General features: G+C 47.2%; 15 protein-coding genes. 5 read left to right on the top strand and 10 right to left on the bottom strand.

The window, feature by feature from the left end:
• The 7 genes from BC349_RS19155 to sppA all read right to left on the bottom strand — a co-directional run bounded on the left by BC349_RS19155 (position 1) and on the right by sppA (position 7,434).
• Complete coding sequence (locus BC349_RS19155) at positions 1 to 1,245, bottom strand: LVIVD repeat-containing protein (RefSeq protein ID WP_187258410.1); 1,245 nt, start codon at positions 1,243 to 1,245, stop codon at positions 1 to 3.
• Between the two features lie 60 nt (positions 1,246 to 1,305).
• Positions 1,306 to 2,775: an outer membrane beta-barrel protein gene (locus BC349_RS19150; protein ID WP_187258409.1), complete on the bottom strand. Its 1,470-nt coding sequence runs from the start codon at positions 2,773 to 2,775 to the stop codon at positions 1,306 to 1,308.
• Positions 2,762 to 3,334 carry an RNA polymerase sigma factor gene (locus BC349_RS19145; protein ID WP_187258408.1) on the bottom strand — a complete coding sequence of 191 codons (573 nt, stop codon included), beginning with the start codon at positions 3,332 to 3,334 and terminating at the stop codon, positions 2,762 to 2,764. Before BC349_RS19145 ends, BC349_RS19150 begins: the two co-directional genes overlap by 14 nt.
• A gap of 232 nt (positions 3,335 to 3,566) precedes the next feature.
• Positions 3,567 to 4,058, bottom strand: coding sequence for a DUF2911 domain-containing protein (locus tag BC349_RS19140; protein WP_187258407.1), 492 nt, complete (start codon positions 4,056 to 4,058; stop codon positions 3,567 to 3,569).
• Between the two features lie 22 nt (positions 4,059 to 4,080).
• Positions 4,081 to 4,536 (bottom strand): SRPBCC family protein, encoded by a 456-nt coding sequence (locus BC349_RS19135; protein ID WP_187258406.1) that lies wholly within the window; start codon positions 4,534 to 4,536, stop codon positions 4,081 to 4,083.
• Between the two features lie 12 nt (positions 4,537 to 4,548).
• Positions 4,549 to 5,634: an ABC transporter permease gene (locus BC349_RS19130; protein ID WP_246457069.1), complete on the bottom strand. Its 1,086-nt coding sequence runs from the start codon at positions 5,632 to 5,634 to the stop codon at positions 4,549 to 4,551.
• 42 nt (positions 5,635 to 5,676) lie between these two features.
• The gene (gene sppA / locus BC349_RS19125) at positions 5,677 to 7,434 is read right to left on the bottom strand and encodes a signal peptide peptidase SppA (RefSeq protein WP_187258404.1); all 1,758 of its coding nucleotides are present in this window, start codon (positions 7,432 to 7,434) and stop codon (positions 5,677 to 5,679) included.
• 57 nt (positions 7,435 to 7,491) lie between these two features.
• On the opposite strand from sppA, the gene folK reads away from it, so the two are divergent.
• The 3 genes from folK to BC349_RS19110 are packed head-to-tail and all read left to right on the top strand — an operon-like array spanning position 7,492 to position 9,872.
• Positions 7,492 to 7,977 carry a 2-amino-4-hydroxy-6-hydroxymethyldihydropteridine diphosphokinase gene (gene folK, locus BC349_RS19120; RefSeq protein WP_187258403.1) on the top strand — a complete coding sequence of 162 codons (486 nt, stop codon included), beginning with the start codon at positions 7,492 to 7,494 and terminating at the stop codon, positions 7,975 to 7,977.
• Positions 7,974 to 8,606, top strand: a complete 633-nt coding sequence (locus tag BC349_RS19115) for a deoxynucleoside kinase (protein ID WP_187258402.1) — start codon at positions 7,974 to 7,976, stop codon at positions 8,604 to 8,606. The genes folK and BC349_RS19115 overlap by 4 nt, the downstream gene beginning before the upstream one ends.
• 9 nt (positions 8,607 to 8,615) lie before the next feature.
• Complete coding sequence (locus BC349_RS19110) at positions 8,616 to 9,872, top strand: MFS transporter (RefSeq protein WP_187258401.1); 1,257 nt, start codon at positions 8,616 to 8,618, stop codon at positions 9,870 to 9,872.
• On the opposite strand, the gene BC349_RS19105 is transcribed toward BC349_RS19110, so the two are convergent.
• Together BC349_RS19105 and BC349_RS19100 are read right to left on the bottom strand one after the other, a co-directional pair.
• Positions 9,869 to 12,100, bottom strand: coding sequence for a monovalent cation:proton antiporter family protein (locus tag BC349_RS19105; protein ID WP_187258400.1), 2,232 nt, complete (start codon positions 12,098 to 12,100; stop codon positions 9,869 to 9,871). The genes BC349_RS19110 and BC349_RS19105 overlap by 4 nt on opposite strands.
• Before the next feature lie 38 nt (positions 12,101 to 12,138).
• Positions 12,139 to 12,609, bottom strand: a complete 471-nt coding sequence (locus BC349_RS19100) for a YkgJ family cysteine cluster protein (RefSeq protein WP_246457068.1) — start codon at positions 12,607 to 12,609, stop codon at positions 12,139 to 12,141.
• A gap of 205 nt (positions 12,610 to 12,814) precedes the next feature.
• Here BC349_RS19100 and gcvP point away from each other — a divergent pair, with 205 nt between their 5' ends.
• Entirely contained in the window at positions 12,815 to 15,691 is a 2,877-nt protein-coding gene (gcvP, locus tag BC349_RS19095) for an aminomethyl-transferring glycine dehydrogenase (protein WP_187258398.1), read from the top strand.
• A gap of 5 nt (positions 15,692 to 15,696) precedes the next feature.
• Here the strand turns inward: gcvP and BC349_RS19090 are convergent, their stop codons facing one another.
• Positions 15,697 to 16,584 (bottom strand): polysaccharide deacetylase family protein, encoded by an 888-nt coding sequence (locus BC349_RS19090; protein WP_187258397.1) that lies wholly within the window; start codon positions 16,582 to 16,584, stop codon positions 15,697 to 15,699.
• 114 nt (positions 16,585 to 16,698) lie between these two features.
• On the opposite strand from BC349_RS19090, the gene BC349_RS19085 reads away from it, so the two are divergent.
• On the top strand, positions 16,699 to 17,349 hold the full coding sequence (locus tag BC349_RS19085; RefSeq protein WP_187258396.1) for a J domain-containing protein: 651 nt from the start codon (positions 16,699 to 16,701) through the stop codon (positions 17,347 to 17,349).
• Positions 17,350 to 17,358 lie beyond the last annotated feature (9 nt).

Here is a 17,358-nt window from a genome sequence, read left to right as displayed (position 1 = left end):
TCAGTTTGTTTTAATTGTACTGAGCTGACTGAGTTTCCCATCTGCGGCTATGCGGAACTGGTAGAGTCCATCCCCGGCAACCAGTAACAGCAGGTCCTGGTTAACAATTACATCAAATGCGTCCGGAACGTTGATCTTCTGATTTAATGTGATGTCCAGTTTATTGGCTGCATTCAGCACTTTTAATCCGTCACGCCCGTCGCACAGGTAAATATAGTCTCCTTTAATGCCGAGTCCGTGCGGATTTGTCATCGGATAGGTTTTCACCAGGCTGGGTGCTGTCAGGCTGGTTACATCTACGATGTCAAGCTGGTTTTGATTACCAGTGCAGGCATTACCTGTCCGAAGGGTTACATAGGCGTATTTGTCATCAGCCACCACAGGATCACAGGCACGTGCATGCGAAAATCCACCAATGAATACAGGGTCTGCCTGGTTGCTGATATCAGTTATAAACATACCGGTTGAGGACCCGATGAATAATTTATCGCGGAAGGGATAAATGGTTTCAATACCCCATCCCATTTGTTTGGAGTTGATGATTACGGGATCATATTCGGTTGATATAGAGATCGTTGAAAGTTCCCACTCGCTTACAGTATAGAGATATTCATTTACGATAGCAAACCTGGCCATTGATCCGCCCTGTCCGGTGCTTGATTTTGAACCGCCGCTTTCCGCATTTGCAGTGAAACAGTTTATGCATCCGAAGCCCGGCATGCCCCAGATATCAGTACTGGCATCCACAATCGTATCCCGGGAAATCCAGTCAACAATTACCATGGAAGTATCTACATAGTATCCTGCAACGTACTGTCGGTCAGGGAAAACATTGACCAATCTCTTCTTTAGCTGGGGTTGCATCGGGTTACTGATGTCAATGGCCAGCATATCATTGAACAGATCGGCATACAAGGTATTACCCTTCACTGCTAAATCCTGTGAACCGGGCAGTTCAATAAATGCTTTCAGGTTTGGAGAAGCCGGATTGGTATTATCAATGATATGAATACCCCTGCCCGGTTCATTTAAAAATATCCATTTACCATACCAGTAAATTTTCCCGGTTTCTGATATCGTTCTTGGTGTCGAAGCTTTGATATTGGCCAGTACTGATGCTTTGGATGCATAAACCGGTGACTGAATCGTATACTGACGTGTTACTTTATCCCGAATGCAACCCGTCAGCCACACTAAAAAAAACAAGGCATATAAAGCCTTCCGATGGTTAAGATGCAGCTTCATAATACAGTAGTTTGAACATTTGACCCGAAACAGCAAACCACCGTTGCATGTCAATATCTATTAATTATTCAGGTGCAGCCTGGCTCCAAGCCCTGTATAAAGCAGGTGTTTTCCATTCGCAGATTTATCGGGCGTATTTAAGTGGTATTGAACAAAAGGCCCTGCTGAAATCTGCCATTTACCAGGGGCCTGAAACCGGTAATAAACGCCCGTCTGAACGGCGGCCATCCATTTATTAACCATGGATTTATCTTTATAATAAACCCCAACCGTTTCATTATACTGCAGCGCATCAGTTCCCAGGAGATAACCGACAGTCATACCGGAGTTCCAATAGAGCTTTTTCTTGCCGCCGGGATTCCAGGAAAACTCCAGCGGGATTTGCAGGTAATGGTAAGCGTTATGATACACAGATCCCTGGTTACCTGATCCTGCGTAGGCGTTTCGCGCCGTAAATGACTGAAGTCTCTCGTTCAGCAGCGCGGCCGCAGAATCAATCGGCTGGCCAATCCTGATCCTGTTAGACTGATAGGCATATTGTATACCGAAACCCAGACTGGTTTTCTTACCCATCTCGCGGTGTAAGCCAAAACCAACATGAAACGCAGGACCCGCTTGAACATCAGAAGGAGATCGTTGCATGCCGGCAGCTGTACTCATGGGAGGAAGTGCTATCGTTGACTGAAATGCATTTGCTGCCCCCGTCCTGCTACTCTCGAACACACCTTCCCGCAGTGAACTGATACCACCACCAGCCATAATACTGGTTTGCCAATCTTTATGTGGAGTTGGTGTAGGCCGGGCAACCAGCAGGCTGTCTGCCAGTTTCCTGTTCCCTTCTTTTGAAGCAGAACCATTTATAACAATATCCGGTTCAGAAACATTAAGGGGAGCAATAATAGCGGGCAAGATTTCCCTTGATGCGGGATCAGACATTTCAGATCCGGTTTCATTCCCTGCAATTAATTCCTGTTTATAGCCAGTTGTTTTGGGGTGATAGTCACCAGGTGTTTTTACTCCGGCAGTAAGTTTATCAGCAGCGTGAGGTCCTTTGGGCAATTGCGTGATGTCGTTTCCGGACTTGCTTTTTGCAGTTATCTGAGGTATAAACTGTGGAGATGATTGTCTTTTTTTAGTTTTACCGGATGTTGCTTCTGATGCAGTAGGAACGGCGGCAGATTCAGGATTTCCCACCAGCCCCGATTCACCTGCCTGAATACCCGATTTCAACATAGCATCTGGTGCATTTTTCTCTCCGGCAGGGATTTCAGGTTTTGTATTACCTGCCGGTTTATCAGCATAGGATACATAACCTTTTCTGTTTTCCTGACCAGGGCCAGGTGGCGAAAACAACCAGAATGAAAGCGCTCCGGCAACAATTGCTGCAGACAGGAAAAACCAGGCCAGTCCCCGCTTCCGGCGACGTTCCCGGATTTGAATCGCTACCTTTTCCCAGACTTCCGGGGAAGGTTGCAGGCGTAACTGATTAGCCTTTTCCTGGATGGATTTTTCAAAATCACGACCGGACATATTGCGAAATTTTTATTGATTCGGATTCTTTTTGCAACCAGGTCATCAGCAGGCTGCGGGCACGTGCATACTGGGATCGGGAAGTTCCTTCATGTATTCCAAGCATGGCACTGATCTCAACATGGGTGTATCCTTCAATGGCATGAAGGTTGAAAATTGCCTGGTAACCCGGTGGCAACTGCCTTACCAGGTCTGCCAATTGTTTGGCATTCAGGGTCACTTCAGGATTATCGGGCGAAACAGGATGCATAAAACCCTGCTGTTCCGGGCTGAAGGAAAGATCATACTGATACCGGCTGTTTTTCTTAAGGAAATTGATTGCTGTAGTAACCATGATCCTCCTGATCCAGGCCCCCAGGTCGCCATCTCCCCGAAATTGGCCCAGGTAGTTGAATACCTTTATGAATCCTTCCTGTAATACATCCTCTGCATCGGCCATGGATTTGGTGTAACGGTAACATACGCCCAACATCTGCGCAGCAAAATGCTCATACAACGCTTTTTGCGCCGATGCTCTCCCTTTCAGGCAGTCTTTCACCAGTTGGTGTTCATTGGTCATACCTTCTTAATAAGCTGACAAAATTAGAAGGGCAACCGTTGCACGGAAGTTAAAAGAAGCCACTGCGGGTATTCCAGTGGTCTGACGGTTATAAGGGCGGATGGCTGGTTTACGCGACCATACACAACAATCCAAAGAATTGGTTATCAAAGCAAAAATTAAATATCCGGCGCCTTTTGCAGAAAAAAAGGCCGCCTTCTGGGGCGACCTTTCCTAAAAAAAATCATTCCGATCAGGATGCCGGCACAGCTACCTGTGTCTTATCCCACTCCATGATCATTTGTCCGCCTGAAAAACGGATGGTAAACATTTCAACCACGGCATCCAGATTTTTTACAGGAACTTTTACCTGTAACACATCTTTTGATTTGTGCTTTTCATATTCATAAGCCCCCCATTGCTTTAACTGGCTGTTCAGGATGATGGTCCATTCAGTTTGAGTTGGGATTACAAACAGGGTGTAAGTGCCGGCTTTTACAGGCTGACCACCAAAACTTCCATCAGCCTTAAAAGTAATTTCGGTTGCTTCATCCGCACCTGCACGCCAAACTTTTCCATAAGGTTCCAGTCCGCCAAAAATATCCCGTCCTTTCTTGGAGGGGCGGCCATAGGTGACACTGATATTACCCTCTGAAACTGTTTCATGCGGGCTTTTTCTCTGTTGCTGGGCACAAGCCGGCAGCACAAAACTGATGGCAATCAAGGCCATTAAAAATGATTTCATATAGCTGGTTTTATATTTAAAGTTAAGGATTCGCCTCTACAACCCGTTTTAATGTAGCCAGACTTTCCTCCATAACCGGTCCCGTTTGTTTGTCGTAGGTGATGCCGGCAATTTTCTCCCATGGATACCAGCCAAGATCAAAATCGAAATACCACTGAACGGTCAGTGTTCCGGTCCTGGTTTCATAGATGGCCAGTGCGCTGGTGAATTTCCTGTCGCCGGAAAGCCAGAGGCTGGTGACCAGGCTGTCCGAAACTTTCAATTCTTCTATGCGGAAGCGGCGGGACGTATCCATCAGGTATTTGTTCCATTGCGACCATTTGGAGGTATCCTGTATATATGGCAACAAAGCTGGTTTTTCAGCCTTTATATCGATGGCTCTGGAAATCCTGATATCAGAAGGTATAAACAGTGTGAAGGCCATTAACAAAAGAAAGAAAAACACCCCGCTGATGATGGCTAATTTGATGATGCGCATGATAACTGATAATTACTCCCAACGAAAAATTTTGATGGCTGCAAGATACACGATGATTCCCCAAATAATCAGCACACCTATTTGCGGCCAGCAGTCCAGCAGGCCGGCCCCTTCAAATGAAATCTTTCGCATGGCATCATTGAAATAGGTAAGTGGCAGTATCCTGCAAAGGGGCTGCAGCCAGGATGGGAATGCTTCTATGGAGAAGAATGTACCGGCAAGTAAAAACTGCGGCAGGGTAACAATATTTGCCAGTGGCGGAATACTGCTTTCATTTTTTGCAAGCCCGCTGACGATAAATCCGAAACCCATAAATACCAGCAGAGCAATAAAGCTCAACACCATTATTTCCGCAAAGGTCTGCCAGCCATTCACCAGGGTAAAATCAAATGCAAAATAACCCATGCCAATTATGACGACAGCGGTAATTAACTGGAATATCACCCGGCTGAGTCCTTCTCCCAGTATTATTGCCGCTTTGCTTACCGGTGTTGCGAAAAATCTTTTTATAACGAGTTGCTGCCGCAGGTTGAAGAAGAGAAATGCCACCCCAAAAACCCCGGCACTTAACATGGAAAACCCAAGCTGCCCGGGTAAAATAAAATCAATGGTCCTGTATTTTCTCACCTGCCTTATAACCGGTTCTACCGTACCAGTGGTTTTGATCCCTTGAAACCTGTTGCGGTCAATGCGTGTAAGGGTATTTTCCAGCAAGGGCAGGAAAGTTGCGAACTTATCAGCACTGGCGGTGGTGGCATGAAAATAAACCTGGTAATCGCTTTTTGAGGCAGCATCCCCAACTTTCCTGATATCAATTACCCCGGTAATCCTTCCCTTCACCAGGTCGGATTCAAGGCTGGCGCTGTCCTGATATTTTACAATACGTATATTATTAAGCTGCTTAAGACTGTCCAGAACGGGATTGGCGGTATCACAGCCTTTTGTCAGTGCAATCCTGTACACAGGGCCGCTGCTGTTGCCGATAAACCCGAATACCAGGATGAATACCAGTGGAAAAAAAATACTGAATATAACTGCCGAGGGACTGCGTAAAATTGCCTTCAGGCTGGCCCTGGCAATGGCCCATATTGCAGTCATCTGGCTATAGGGTTCAGGCATAAATTAATCCGTAAAAAATTATCAATGAAAGATTAACCGGAAGGGCAATTTAGTTTGTGCTTCACCGATAGATGATTTTACCTGTTGCCATTCCTGGTATAAACGGAAGATGTCTTCGCCCATTTCTTTCCTGGCAGCCTCCACTCCTACAGTGTGTTTATAAGCACCTGTAAGTCTTTCCAGCAGGTTTAGTTTTTCGGGATATTCACGAACCCGGTATTCCTTTATTCGTGCAAGTTTTGCTGCAGCTTCCAGGGCATCTGCCATTCCGCCTATACGATCCACCAATCCGAGCCCGATAGCCCTTTGGCCGGCCCAAATTCTTCCCTGACCCACACTATCAACGGCTGTCACAGCCATCTTGCGGCCCTCAGCCACCCTAGTAAGAAAGGTCAGGTATATACTGTCTACCCCTGCCTGGAAAAACCTTCGTTCAGTTTCGGTAAGAGGTTCGGTAATGGAAGGGGAATTGGAATAGGGACCGGTTCCCACACCGTCAAAAGTTATCCCGAGTTTGTTTCCGAGAAAACCTTTCATATTGGGTATGATGGAAAACACCCCAATGGAACCGGTAATGGTATTGGGAAGGGCAAAGATGCTGTCGGCATTGCAGGCCATATAATACCCTCCGGACGCAGCCACATCACCAAAACTTACCACAACGGGTTTGTCTTTTTTGGCCAGTTCAATTTCACGCCACATATTTTCACTGGCCATTGCACTACCCCCGCCTGAGTTGATCCGGATTACAATGGCTTTGGTTTTATCATCCAGCCTGGCTTTGCGGATATACCGGCGGAACCTGTCGCCGCCAATATTATTTTCATCTCCATCCCCATCAACGATATTACCTTCCGCATATAGCAACGCAATCCTGTCTGTTCCTGTGCCGGATTGGTAATTAACTGCCTGGGAATAGGTGGCCATGGAAACAAATGAAATCCTGTCGATGGTTTTGGCACCGGATTTCCTGCGTATTTCCTCTTTTACTTCATCCTCGTATTTAACTCCGTCCAGCAAACCCGCCTTTACCCCGTCCATGGCCATGCGAAGGGAATTGCTGTCTGCCATCTGCCTCAGCCTGGCTGAATCGAGTTTCCTTGCGGCGGCAGTTTCACCTAAAAAATGACGATAGAGGTCTTCCAATATTTCGCGGCTCTGGATTTTATTGGGTTCTGTCATCTGCTCTTCCCGGAAGGGTTCTGTTGCGCTTTTGAATTTTCCCGCATAGAAAATCTGTGGTTCTATTTCAAGTCTGTCTAGCGCTTTTTTGAAAAAAACATATTGCAGTCCAAACCCACGCCAGTCAAGCCCACCTTTCGGATGAACATATATTTTATCCGCCAAACTCGCTACATGATAAGCCTGTTGCGGAATCACTTCTCCATAGGCGATGATGAATTTTCCTGCCTGTTTGAATTTTTTCAGCGCATTACGTAATTCTTCATTGGTGGCAAATCCGTTGGCATTGGAACCCACTTTCAGGTAAAGGCCATCCACCTGGTCATCTCCGCCTGCGTGGGTAATCAATCTCACCATATCAAAAACTCCCGGGTATGCATAGGGCTCATCGCCGGAAAGCGGTCCCAATGGATTTTCCCTGGCATTTTCGCCAATCTGTTTACCAAGATCAAGGTATAAAACCGAGTGGGATTCAAGGGTAACTTCTTCCTTTGACGCCAGTGCACCGGCAATGCCAAACAGGAGGAATATTGCCAGCAAACTGAAAACAAACAAAGCCAGCAGCGCTGCAAAAAAGTATTTGAAGAATTGTGCCATATTATCGTCAGGTTAATAAACTGATTAGGATATTTGAGCCCGTAAAGTACAGAATCTATGCAAACTGCCTACCTGCTGATTGGGGGTAATCTTGGAAACCGGTTGAAAAATCTTAAACAGGCTGTTGAGCTTATTGAAGCCGGCGCGGGAAAAATAAAGGAGCTTTCTTCGGTGTACGAAACCGCCGCCTGGGGTAAAACCGACCAACCCTCCTTTCTTAACCAGGTGGTGGTTTTGCAGACCAGCATGCCTGCTCCTGACCTCATGACAGCTTTATTGGCCATTGAAGAAAAAATGGGAAGAAAAAGACTTGACCGCTATGGTCCGAGAATAATAGATATTGATATATTATTATATGGCAGGGAAGTCCACCAGTCAGGCCACCTGAAAGTACCGCATCCCGAACTTCAGAACAGACGTTTCGCTTTAGTGCCCTTGGCAGAACTGGCGGGGGATCTGGTACATCCGGTTTTGCATAAATCCATTTCAAACCTGCTGGAAGATTGTAAAGACGAACTGGCTGTTAAAAAAGTTTCGCTATGAATTACCATTTTATCACCATTGAAGGCAATATCGGGGCAGGCAAAACAACCCTGGCACATCTATTATCCAAACATTATAATGCCCGCCTGGTGCTGGAGGCATTTGCAGACAACCCTTTCCTGCAGAAGTTTTATGAAAACCCCAACCAGTTTGCCTTTCCGCTGGAACTTTTTTTCATGGCAGAGCGGTACAAACAGCTGAAGGAACTGATCCATACCAAGGATCTTTTCCACAACGTAACCATTTCAGATTACCTTTTTACCAAATGCCTGCTTTTTGCAAAGGTAAACCTGCCGGAAGAAGAATTCAGGCTATACCAACGACTCTTTGACATCATACATCAGCAATTGATACAACCGGATATCCTGATCTACCTGCATGCCCCAGTCCAGAAACTGCAGGTCAATATCCGGAAACGGAACAGGCCATATGAACAGGCTATACCGGATGATTATCTCTTTAATATCCAGGAGACCTACACGCATTATATCAGGCAGCATAATATTAAAACATTGTTTGTCGATGCAGGCAATGCAGATTTCCTGGGTAATGAAAAACATGTTCAGGTGATCCTCGATGCACTGGAAAAAGATTATGAAAATGGCCAGCATTATATTGCACTACCCTAACCTATACCCATGACCGAAGTCCATTCTGCCCGACAATTTCAAAACGATCCGCTGGCCAGTATGAGACTGCCTGAATTCAGGTTCCTGATGGGCGGGCGTTTTTTGTTCATCATGGCATTGAGAATGATGGCCACACTGGTGGGCTGGTGGTTGTATGAACTAACCAATGATCCGCTGGCAATGGGTTTGGTGGGATTGGCGGAAGCGGTTCCGGCAATTTCCCTGGCACTGTATTCGGGCCATGTCATTGACCTGTCAGACAAAAGAAAACTGCTGCTGCGCGGGGTTTTCCTGTACCTGAGCTGTGCAAGTATTTTATTGTTGCTGTCTTATTCTTACCAGCACGGATCCACGAAGGTCATGGTGGTTTCGGGCATTTATTCGGTCATATTTTTCACAGGCATCATCAGGTCGTTTACCGGACCATCCTTTTCAGCAATTCTTGCGCAGGTCGTACCACGTCCTTTGCTGGCCAACGCCACTACCTGGAGCCAGGGAACCTGGCTAACCGCTTCGGTAACCGGCCATGCAATGGCAGGATTCCTGATCGCGGCATTTTATACAACAGGAACACTGGTGGTAATTTGCAGCCTGATAGTCCTGGGATGGTTGATGCTCCTTAAATTACTACCCAAACCGCCTGCAGCCCAGGCCGGGCAGCAAAAGACATGGGAAAGTGTTCAGGAAGGTCTGCGTTTTGTTATCCGGACAAAAGAAGTACTGGGCGCTCTGACCCTTGACCTTTTTGCCGTTCTTTTCGGCGGTGCGGTGGCAATGGTACCGGTATTTGCAAAAGACATCCTGAAAGTGGGGCCAATCGGTTTCGGCTGGCTTAATGCTGCAGCAGATATCGGGGCTATCTGTGTGGTATTGCTGCTCACTTTGTTCCCAATGAAAAAAGCCCAGGGTAAAAAACTCTTTTTCGCTGTTGGCGGATTCGGATTATGCATCATCGTATTTGCCATTTCCGAAACCTTCTGGATTTCTTTTGTGGCACTGTTGCTGAGTGGTATCCTTGACGGGGTAAGTGTGGTGGTGCGCGGAACCATCCTGCAATTAAAGACGCCGGATGAAATGAGGGGCCGGGTGATGAGTGTGAACAGCATGTTCATCAACAGCAGCAATGAAATCGGTCAATTTGAAAGTGGCGTGGCAGCCAAACTGATGGGGCTTGTACCATCAGTGGTCTTTGGCGGTTGTATGACCATACTGATCGTAACCACTACCTGGTTCAAAGCACCGTCCCTCCGGAAAATGGAATATTAAGCCTTGGCTGTCAATTCCAGTATCTTGTTCCGTTCACCCACGATCCACACAATATCATCCCATTCAAAAACCATGGTTGAATCGGGATTCAGAATTCTTTCTCCATTTCTTTCAATACCAACGACCAGCCCGTTGGTCATTTCCCTGACGCCCGAGTGGCGGATGGTTTTCCCTTTCAGCAGGTTGTGTTCATCCACCTTTATTTTCATCAGCCTGATATCTTCTTCGGCCTCTTCCAGTTTGATGGGAACAGCAGGTTCCACTATCTGGCGAAACTGCTGCAGTTGCTGGTCGGTTCCGATCACTGCCAATTTATCAAAGGGGAAAACGAGTTCATCGCGATTGGGAGTTGTAATCATTTTAGCCCCTCTTTCAATGGAAGCCACATTGATACCGAACCTTTCGCGCCAGGCGAGGGTTTGGAGACTTTTTCCCACACAGGCGGCTTCGGGGCGGATGACAAAATGCGCCAGGTGGGCATCCCAGGGAGTCAGCGTACTTTTCGCACCGGTATTTTGCATCAGTTCGCGATGATGCAGGTTCGTCATAAACCTCTTTTCAATACGGGCATAAAATGCCTGCAACTTGCGGGAAAAAATCACCAGCACAACAGCCAGGGTGATGACCGAACCGAAAAAGGCTACATTAACCGGAAACAACTGGTTCAGCAGGAGGAACAGGTAAAGTACTGCAAGCAGGTTCCGGATGACCTCCACCAACACCAGCGGACCATGGTTCAGCTGGCTGTTCAGCCAAAGGCTGGTGTAGCTCCCCCGATGCAATTTTTTGATGGTCAGTGCCCATATAAAAGGAGCCGAAATTATCAGGGTAACTATCACCGTAAGTATGTGTGAAAACAATTCGTTTCCAAGGTGTTTTACCAGCCACGGGTCAAGGAAACGAACTGCCAGGAACATTACCGCCAATATCACCACCGAGTTAAGGGCGATGGCAATAAAATAGCCCCTGAATACAACTTTCCAATCGGCCTCAGCCGGTAACTGCTGTGCACTGCTGCTGTAACGATTCAGGCGGTTCCTCCACTTCTGTGGAAGTTTTTCATCAATCAGGAGGTAGATTGGTTGGGAAGCCCTGATCATAAATGGTGTGGTAAAGGTGGTGATGACCGACACTCCAACGGCAATAGGGTAAAGAAAATCTTCTGTAACACCCAGGGATACCCCCAGTGTGGCAATGATGAATGAAAATTCCCCTATCTGTGACATACTCATGCCTGCCTGGAGACTCTGTTTCAGGGGTTGTCCTGATATGAATGAACCGATGGTAACGAAGATGGTTTTCCCCAGCATAACTGCGATGGTTATCAGCAATACCGGCCATTTATATTTCCACAGCAGTACCGGGTCAATCAACATACCGACCGATACAAAGAAGATGGCGCCAAAAAGATTCTTAACAGGCTGCATCTGGTGTTCGATTGTTTCCGCCTGTGAGGTTTCAGCCAATACCGAGCCCATGATAAAAGCACCCAGTGCAGCAGAAAATCCCATTTGAGTTGCCAGCAAAACCATGGCAAGGCAAAGTCCAAGTGCAATGATCAGTAATGTTTCCTCATTCAGCCATTTCCCCACCCAACGGAAAAAACTTGGCAGGATCAGAATGCCACTCAGGAACCAAAGACTCAGGAAAAAGAGCAGCTTTACCACTTCGATCAGCAGGGCAACACCGGAAAACTGCTGACTTACAGCCACGGTGGACAGCAAAACCATCAGCAATACCGCCACGATATCTTCTATTACCAGCATGCCCATAACCAGGCCAGCGAAACTGGTGGCTTTCATGCCCTGCTCATCAAAGGCCCTGATGATAATGGTGGTGGAGGAGATGGCAATAATTCCGCCGAGAAATATGCTGTTCATTTGTGACCAGCCCAGCATGGTACCGGTTATATAACCCAGCAACAACATACTGCTGATTTCAAATATTCCTGCGATGGATGCTGATCCGCCAACACGCATCAGTTTTTTAAAACTGAATTCGAGCCCCAGGCTGAAAAGAAGAATGACAACACCAATATCCGCCCAGATCTTGATGTTTTCAGGGTCGCCAACTGTGGGAAAGAAACTGAAATGGGGGCCTACCAGTAATCCGGCTATCACATAACCAAGTACAAGGGGTTGCTTTAACCGCCGGAAGATTAGCGTGGTGATCGCAGCAGCCCCCAGGATCAGGGCAAGGTCCTTCATCAATAACGGTAGGTGCGCCATATGCGCAAATATCGGGTTTGACTTTGATTTTAATCTTCCTACCTGATGGTGGTAATCAGTTTTTCCAGCACATAATAAACTGCCGGACAGAAACTGCTGTTTTTTAGTGTAAGCGGAATTCGCTTAAGGATCACATCCTCATCGGTATAGGGAAACCTTTCGCAGTCAGATGGCCTGTCCTCGTAGATGGAACAATAATTATCAGCCCCCAGAAAAGGACAGGGCGTGGTCCGCACAACATAATCACCTTCTTCATCCAGCCGCAGATAGGTCTCAATAAAAACGCTTTCCTTCATCCGAAGAGCTTTGCTGATCCGTTTGATATCGGTGGTTTTGAACCTGGGGGAATAATTTTTGCAGCAGGCAGCACAGTCAAGGCAATTGATCTTTTCAAAAGCCTCTTCATGGAGGTGCGGAAGCGCTTTCAGCACTTTGTTTTTATTGGCCGATTGCAGAAAATTCCTGTATTGTTTCTGCCTTTCAGCTGATTTCTTTTGCCAATTTTGCATCAAATCCGACATGCCGCAAAGAAACGACAAAATTCCACCCGACGGGTATTTACCGATCCGGACAGCCGGCCAGGAAACCAGTTACGGGCAGACAGAAAACCTGGCAGCCGGACAAACGATTGCCTGAACGATTCAACAAACAGCTGTTAGTCTGCCGGCCAATTTGTACCTTTGCGCATCCGTAAACAGGTCAATCACACATTTTATGAATTTATTCCAGTCGCAGTCGAATGAATTTTTAGCCCGTCACATCGGCACCCTGTCAACCACCAATGAATTATTAGCTGCCACAGGGTCTTCTACCCTGGAGGAACTGATCGGCAAAACCGTTCCGGCCAATATTCGCAAGTCAGGCGCCCTTTCCGTTCCGGATGCTGTCAGCGAGGCACAATTACTGAAGGAACTGAAAGAAATTTCTTTACAAAACAAAGTATTCCGCAGTTTTATCGGCCAGGGGTATTATGATACCCTCACACCCAGTGTCATCCTGCGGAACATTTTTGAAAACCCGGGATGGTATACACAATATACTCCCTACCAGGCTGAAATCTCGCAAGGCCGCCTGGAAAGCCTGCTGAATTATCAGACAATGGTGAGTGACCTTACCGGATTACCCCTTGCCAATGCCTCCCTGCTGGATGAAGCCACTGCTGCAGCAGAAGCCATGAACATGTTCTTCCACCAGGTGAATAAAACTGACCTGATCAGCCAGCCCAGGTTTTTTGTCGACAACGATGTGTTCACCCAAACAAAAGACCTGTTGATCACCCGTGCCACCCCAATCGGAATTGAGGTTGTTTTCGGTGATTACAGAACTGCCGTTATAGATAACACCTATTTCGGGGCATTGGTACAATATCCAAATGACAAGGGAAGCATTGAAGATTACCGAACCTTTATTAACAGCATTCATGCTGTTGGTGGTTATATCGCCATGGCTACAGACCTGCTGGCCCTTACACTGCTCACTTCTCCCGGCGAACTGGGAGCAGATGTAGCATTGGGTTCGGCCCAGCGATTTGGGGTGCCTCTCGGATATGGTGGCCCGCATGCCGCATTCTTCAGTGCCAAAGACGAATTCAAAAGGGCTTTACCCGGCCGGATCATCGGGGTGAGTGTAGACGCATCCAACAACCGTGCCCTTCGCATGGCCCTTCAAACCCGCGAACAACATATCAAGCGCGAAAAAGCCACTTCCAATATCTGCACCGCACAGGCCCTGCTGGCCAATATGGCCGCCATGTATGCTGTTTACCATGGACCGGACGGGTTGAAGGCAATTGCCAAAAGGGTTACCTTACTAACCAGGTCACTCGCTGCAGAATTATCATCTCTCGGATTTACCATCCTTAATAACAGCTATTTTGATACCTTAACCATTGAGGTAAAAGATGCGGAAGAACTCCGTACACATGCCCTGGCCAACCAGATGAACTTCCATTACAAGGGCGGGAATATCGTAGGGATATCCCTTGATGAAACAACTACCCAGTCAGATATCCTGGATATTATCGGGGTGTTTGCAGCCAGCATCGGACAATTCACCGCTGTGGTGAACATTAACCATGAAGCATCACTGGAAAACATACCAACCGCTCTTACCCGCACTTCTGAATTCATGACACATCCTGTTTTCAATAGTCACAGGAGTGAAAGCCAGATGATGCGTTATATCAAATCCCTGGAAAACAAGGATCTCTCCCTGAACACTTCCATGATTTCCCTGGGAAGCTGTACCATGAAACTTAACGCAGCAACAGAAATGATGCCGCTTAGCTGGAGCCATTTCAGCAGGATACATCCCTTTGTTCCGGTTGACCAGGCCGCAGGTTACCAAAAAATCATAAAGGACCTGTCTGACTTCCTCTGTAATATTACCGGTTTCGATGCCTGCAGCATGCAGCCGAACAGCGGTGCACAGGGCGAGTACGCCGGATTACTGACCATCCGTAACTTCCACCTTGCTAACGGTGATGCCCACAGGAATGTGATACTCATTCCAATTTCCGCTCATGGCACCAATCCGGCCTCTGCTGTTATGGCCGGCATGAAAGTGGTTGTGGTGAAAGCTTTGGAAAACGGTTATATCGATGTGGCCGACTTCAGGGCAAAAGCTGAACAATACAGTGCCAACCTTGCAGGCACCATGATCACCTACCCCAGTACCTACGGTATTTTTGAGGAAAGTGTAAAAGAAATCTGTGAGATCGTTCACCAGCATGGCGGCCAGGTCTATATGGATGGTGCGAATATGAATGCCCAGGTGGGACTTACATCGCCCGGTCTGATCGGTGCCGATGTTTGTCACCTCAACCTGCATAAAACATTTGCTATTCCGCATGGTGGTGGTGGTCCCGGAATGGGGCCCATCTGTGTAAAGTCGCATCTTGCCCCCCACCTCCCCGGGCATTGGATTACAAGGGGCGACAAAGTTTCCAACGGAGCTGTTTCTGCTGCCCCTTACGGATCCGCTTCCATCCTCCTGATCAGTTATGCCTATTGCAGGATGCTGGGTGCTGAGGGTTTAAAGAAAGCCACCGAATATGCCATCCTGAATGCCAATTACATGAAGGCAAGACTTGAACAGTCTTTCCCGATCCTGTACACCGGCCATAACGGGACATGCGCCCACGAATTCATCGTTGATCTTCGCCCCTTCAAAACCTCTGCAGGTGTTGAAGCGGAAGATGTGGCCAAGCGTTTGATGGATTACGGATTCCATGCACCCACCCTCAGTTTCCCTGTTCCGGGAACCATCATGATCGAACCAACAGAAAGTGAGGACAAGGCCGAACTGGACAGGTTCTGTGATGCATTGCTGTCCATCCGCAAGGAGATTGCAGCAATCGAAAACGGCCAGGCCGATAAATCAAATAATATCCTGAAACATGCACCCCATACACAGTTTGTTGTGACCGCCGATGAGTGGACAAGACCTTACAGCAGGCAGCAGGCTGCTTATCCCCTCGAGTATGTAAAAGCAAACAAATTCTGGCCGAGTATCAGCAGGGTGAATAATACCGTGGGAGACCGTAACCTGATCTGCACCTGTGAGCCGGTAAGTTCTTACGCGGAAGAGTGATGAGCTTATTTTCCGCCATCAAAAGAAGATGACATCCTTTTTATCAGCTGCGGACCACTCCAGTCGCCGGTTACAATAATCCGACGGATGGTATGCAGGGGGGATGACTGATCCCTGGGGGTTGATAGCTGGAAAGCAGCAATCATCCCCCGGGATTTAAGTTCCGGAACGGCGGCTTCATTCCATAACCCGAATGGATATGCGAAGAATTGTATGGGTCTGCCGGTGATTTTTTCTAGTTGTAATTTGGGTTTCTCCACCTGGGTTACCCAGTCATCGCCTGCATATTTCTTTACATTATGATGGTCCCAGGTATGCAAACCAATGGAATGTCCTTTTTCGGCCAATTCCCTGATTTGCCCGCCGGTCATAAAATTGGGCCGGTTCACAGATACCGTCATGATAAAAAATGCGGCCTTGAAATTCAGTGGATCCAGTATTTCTGCAGTTATAGGGAACTGTTCATCACAGCCATCATCAAAACTGATGATCACAGGTTTTTGCGGCAAAGGCTCACCAGCAACCAGGTAACGGTACAACTGTTCCGGCAGAATAGTTGTATAACCACTGTCGGAGAGCGCTTTCATCTGTTCCCTGAAAGCTGCAACCGGAACGATGTAATCGCGGGCGGATTTGGAGTCAGCAGGCCGGTAATCTCTCACCTGGTGATAACAAAGTATGGGAACCTGTGGCCGGGACATTATAATTTCCGCTTCCGGAACTGCCAGTTTTTCGAGTGGAACAGGGAAGGAACCTGCTTCTTTTTTTTCCTCTTTCCCAGCCTTTGCAGCCATCACGATATTGGCTGTTGCCTGAGGCTGTCCTGAATCACATGAAACCAGGAAACCTGCCATCAAGGTGGAACACAAAGCCACCACACACTGTTTAAACATTCTGTAGTTTTAAATGGATATCAGATCAATGCTCATTACTAAAAACGGACCAATTTCATATTTCTTATTCAAAGTGACAAAATACCACCCACAGATTATCTTCGTAATTCAGCTATGCCCGTAAAGGATTATTATGAAATATTGGAAATCTCGCCGGATTCTACGGATGCAGCCATAAAAAAGGCATTCCGGAAACTGGCAATGCGGTACCACCCCGACAAAAATATCGGCAATCCTTTTGCCACCCAGCATTTCCGCGAAATCCAGGAAGCATACGAAGTCCTGTCCAACCCCATCAAACGCAGCGAATACCACCAGAAAAGAAGGCAGGTCGCCGGAAATACCAACCGGTTCTCCACCCCCATCACTGTAACCCCTGAGTTACTACTGCAGGAAACCTTGAAAATCCGGCGGGAAGTAGCCAAAATGGATATGTTCCGGATGGACCACCAGGCATTGAACCGAACCCTGGAACAATTGCTGAATGACAAACACCTGGAAGTTTTGGCAAAAGCCGGCCAGCCGGTTATTAATACAAAACTGGTGATGGCAGTATTATCCTGCCTGCAGCCAATGCCCTTTAGTTATATCCCTCCTTTCGCTCAAAAGCTGGTCCGCATTGCCGGTGCAGACAATGAACTAATACTTCGTATTCATGAAACAGTAAAAGATAAAAGAAACCAATATCTCTGGGATAAGTACAAGGGATTCGTGATGATTTTAATAGCTTTAGCCTTAAGTTACATCATTTATAAAATTGCATAACCCCCAGGC

Origin of the sequence: Flavihumibacter stibioxidans, from assembly GCF_014332695.1 — a bacterium.
Lineage (GTDB): Bacteria > Bacteroidota > Bacteroidia > Chitinophagales > Chitinophagaceae > Flavihumibacter > Flavihumibacter stibioxidans.
Note: the sequence above shows the minus strand (reverse complement) of the source record. Positions and strands in the feature narration are given on the sequence as shown.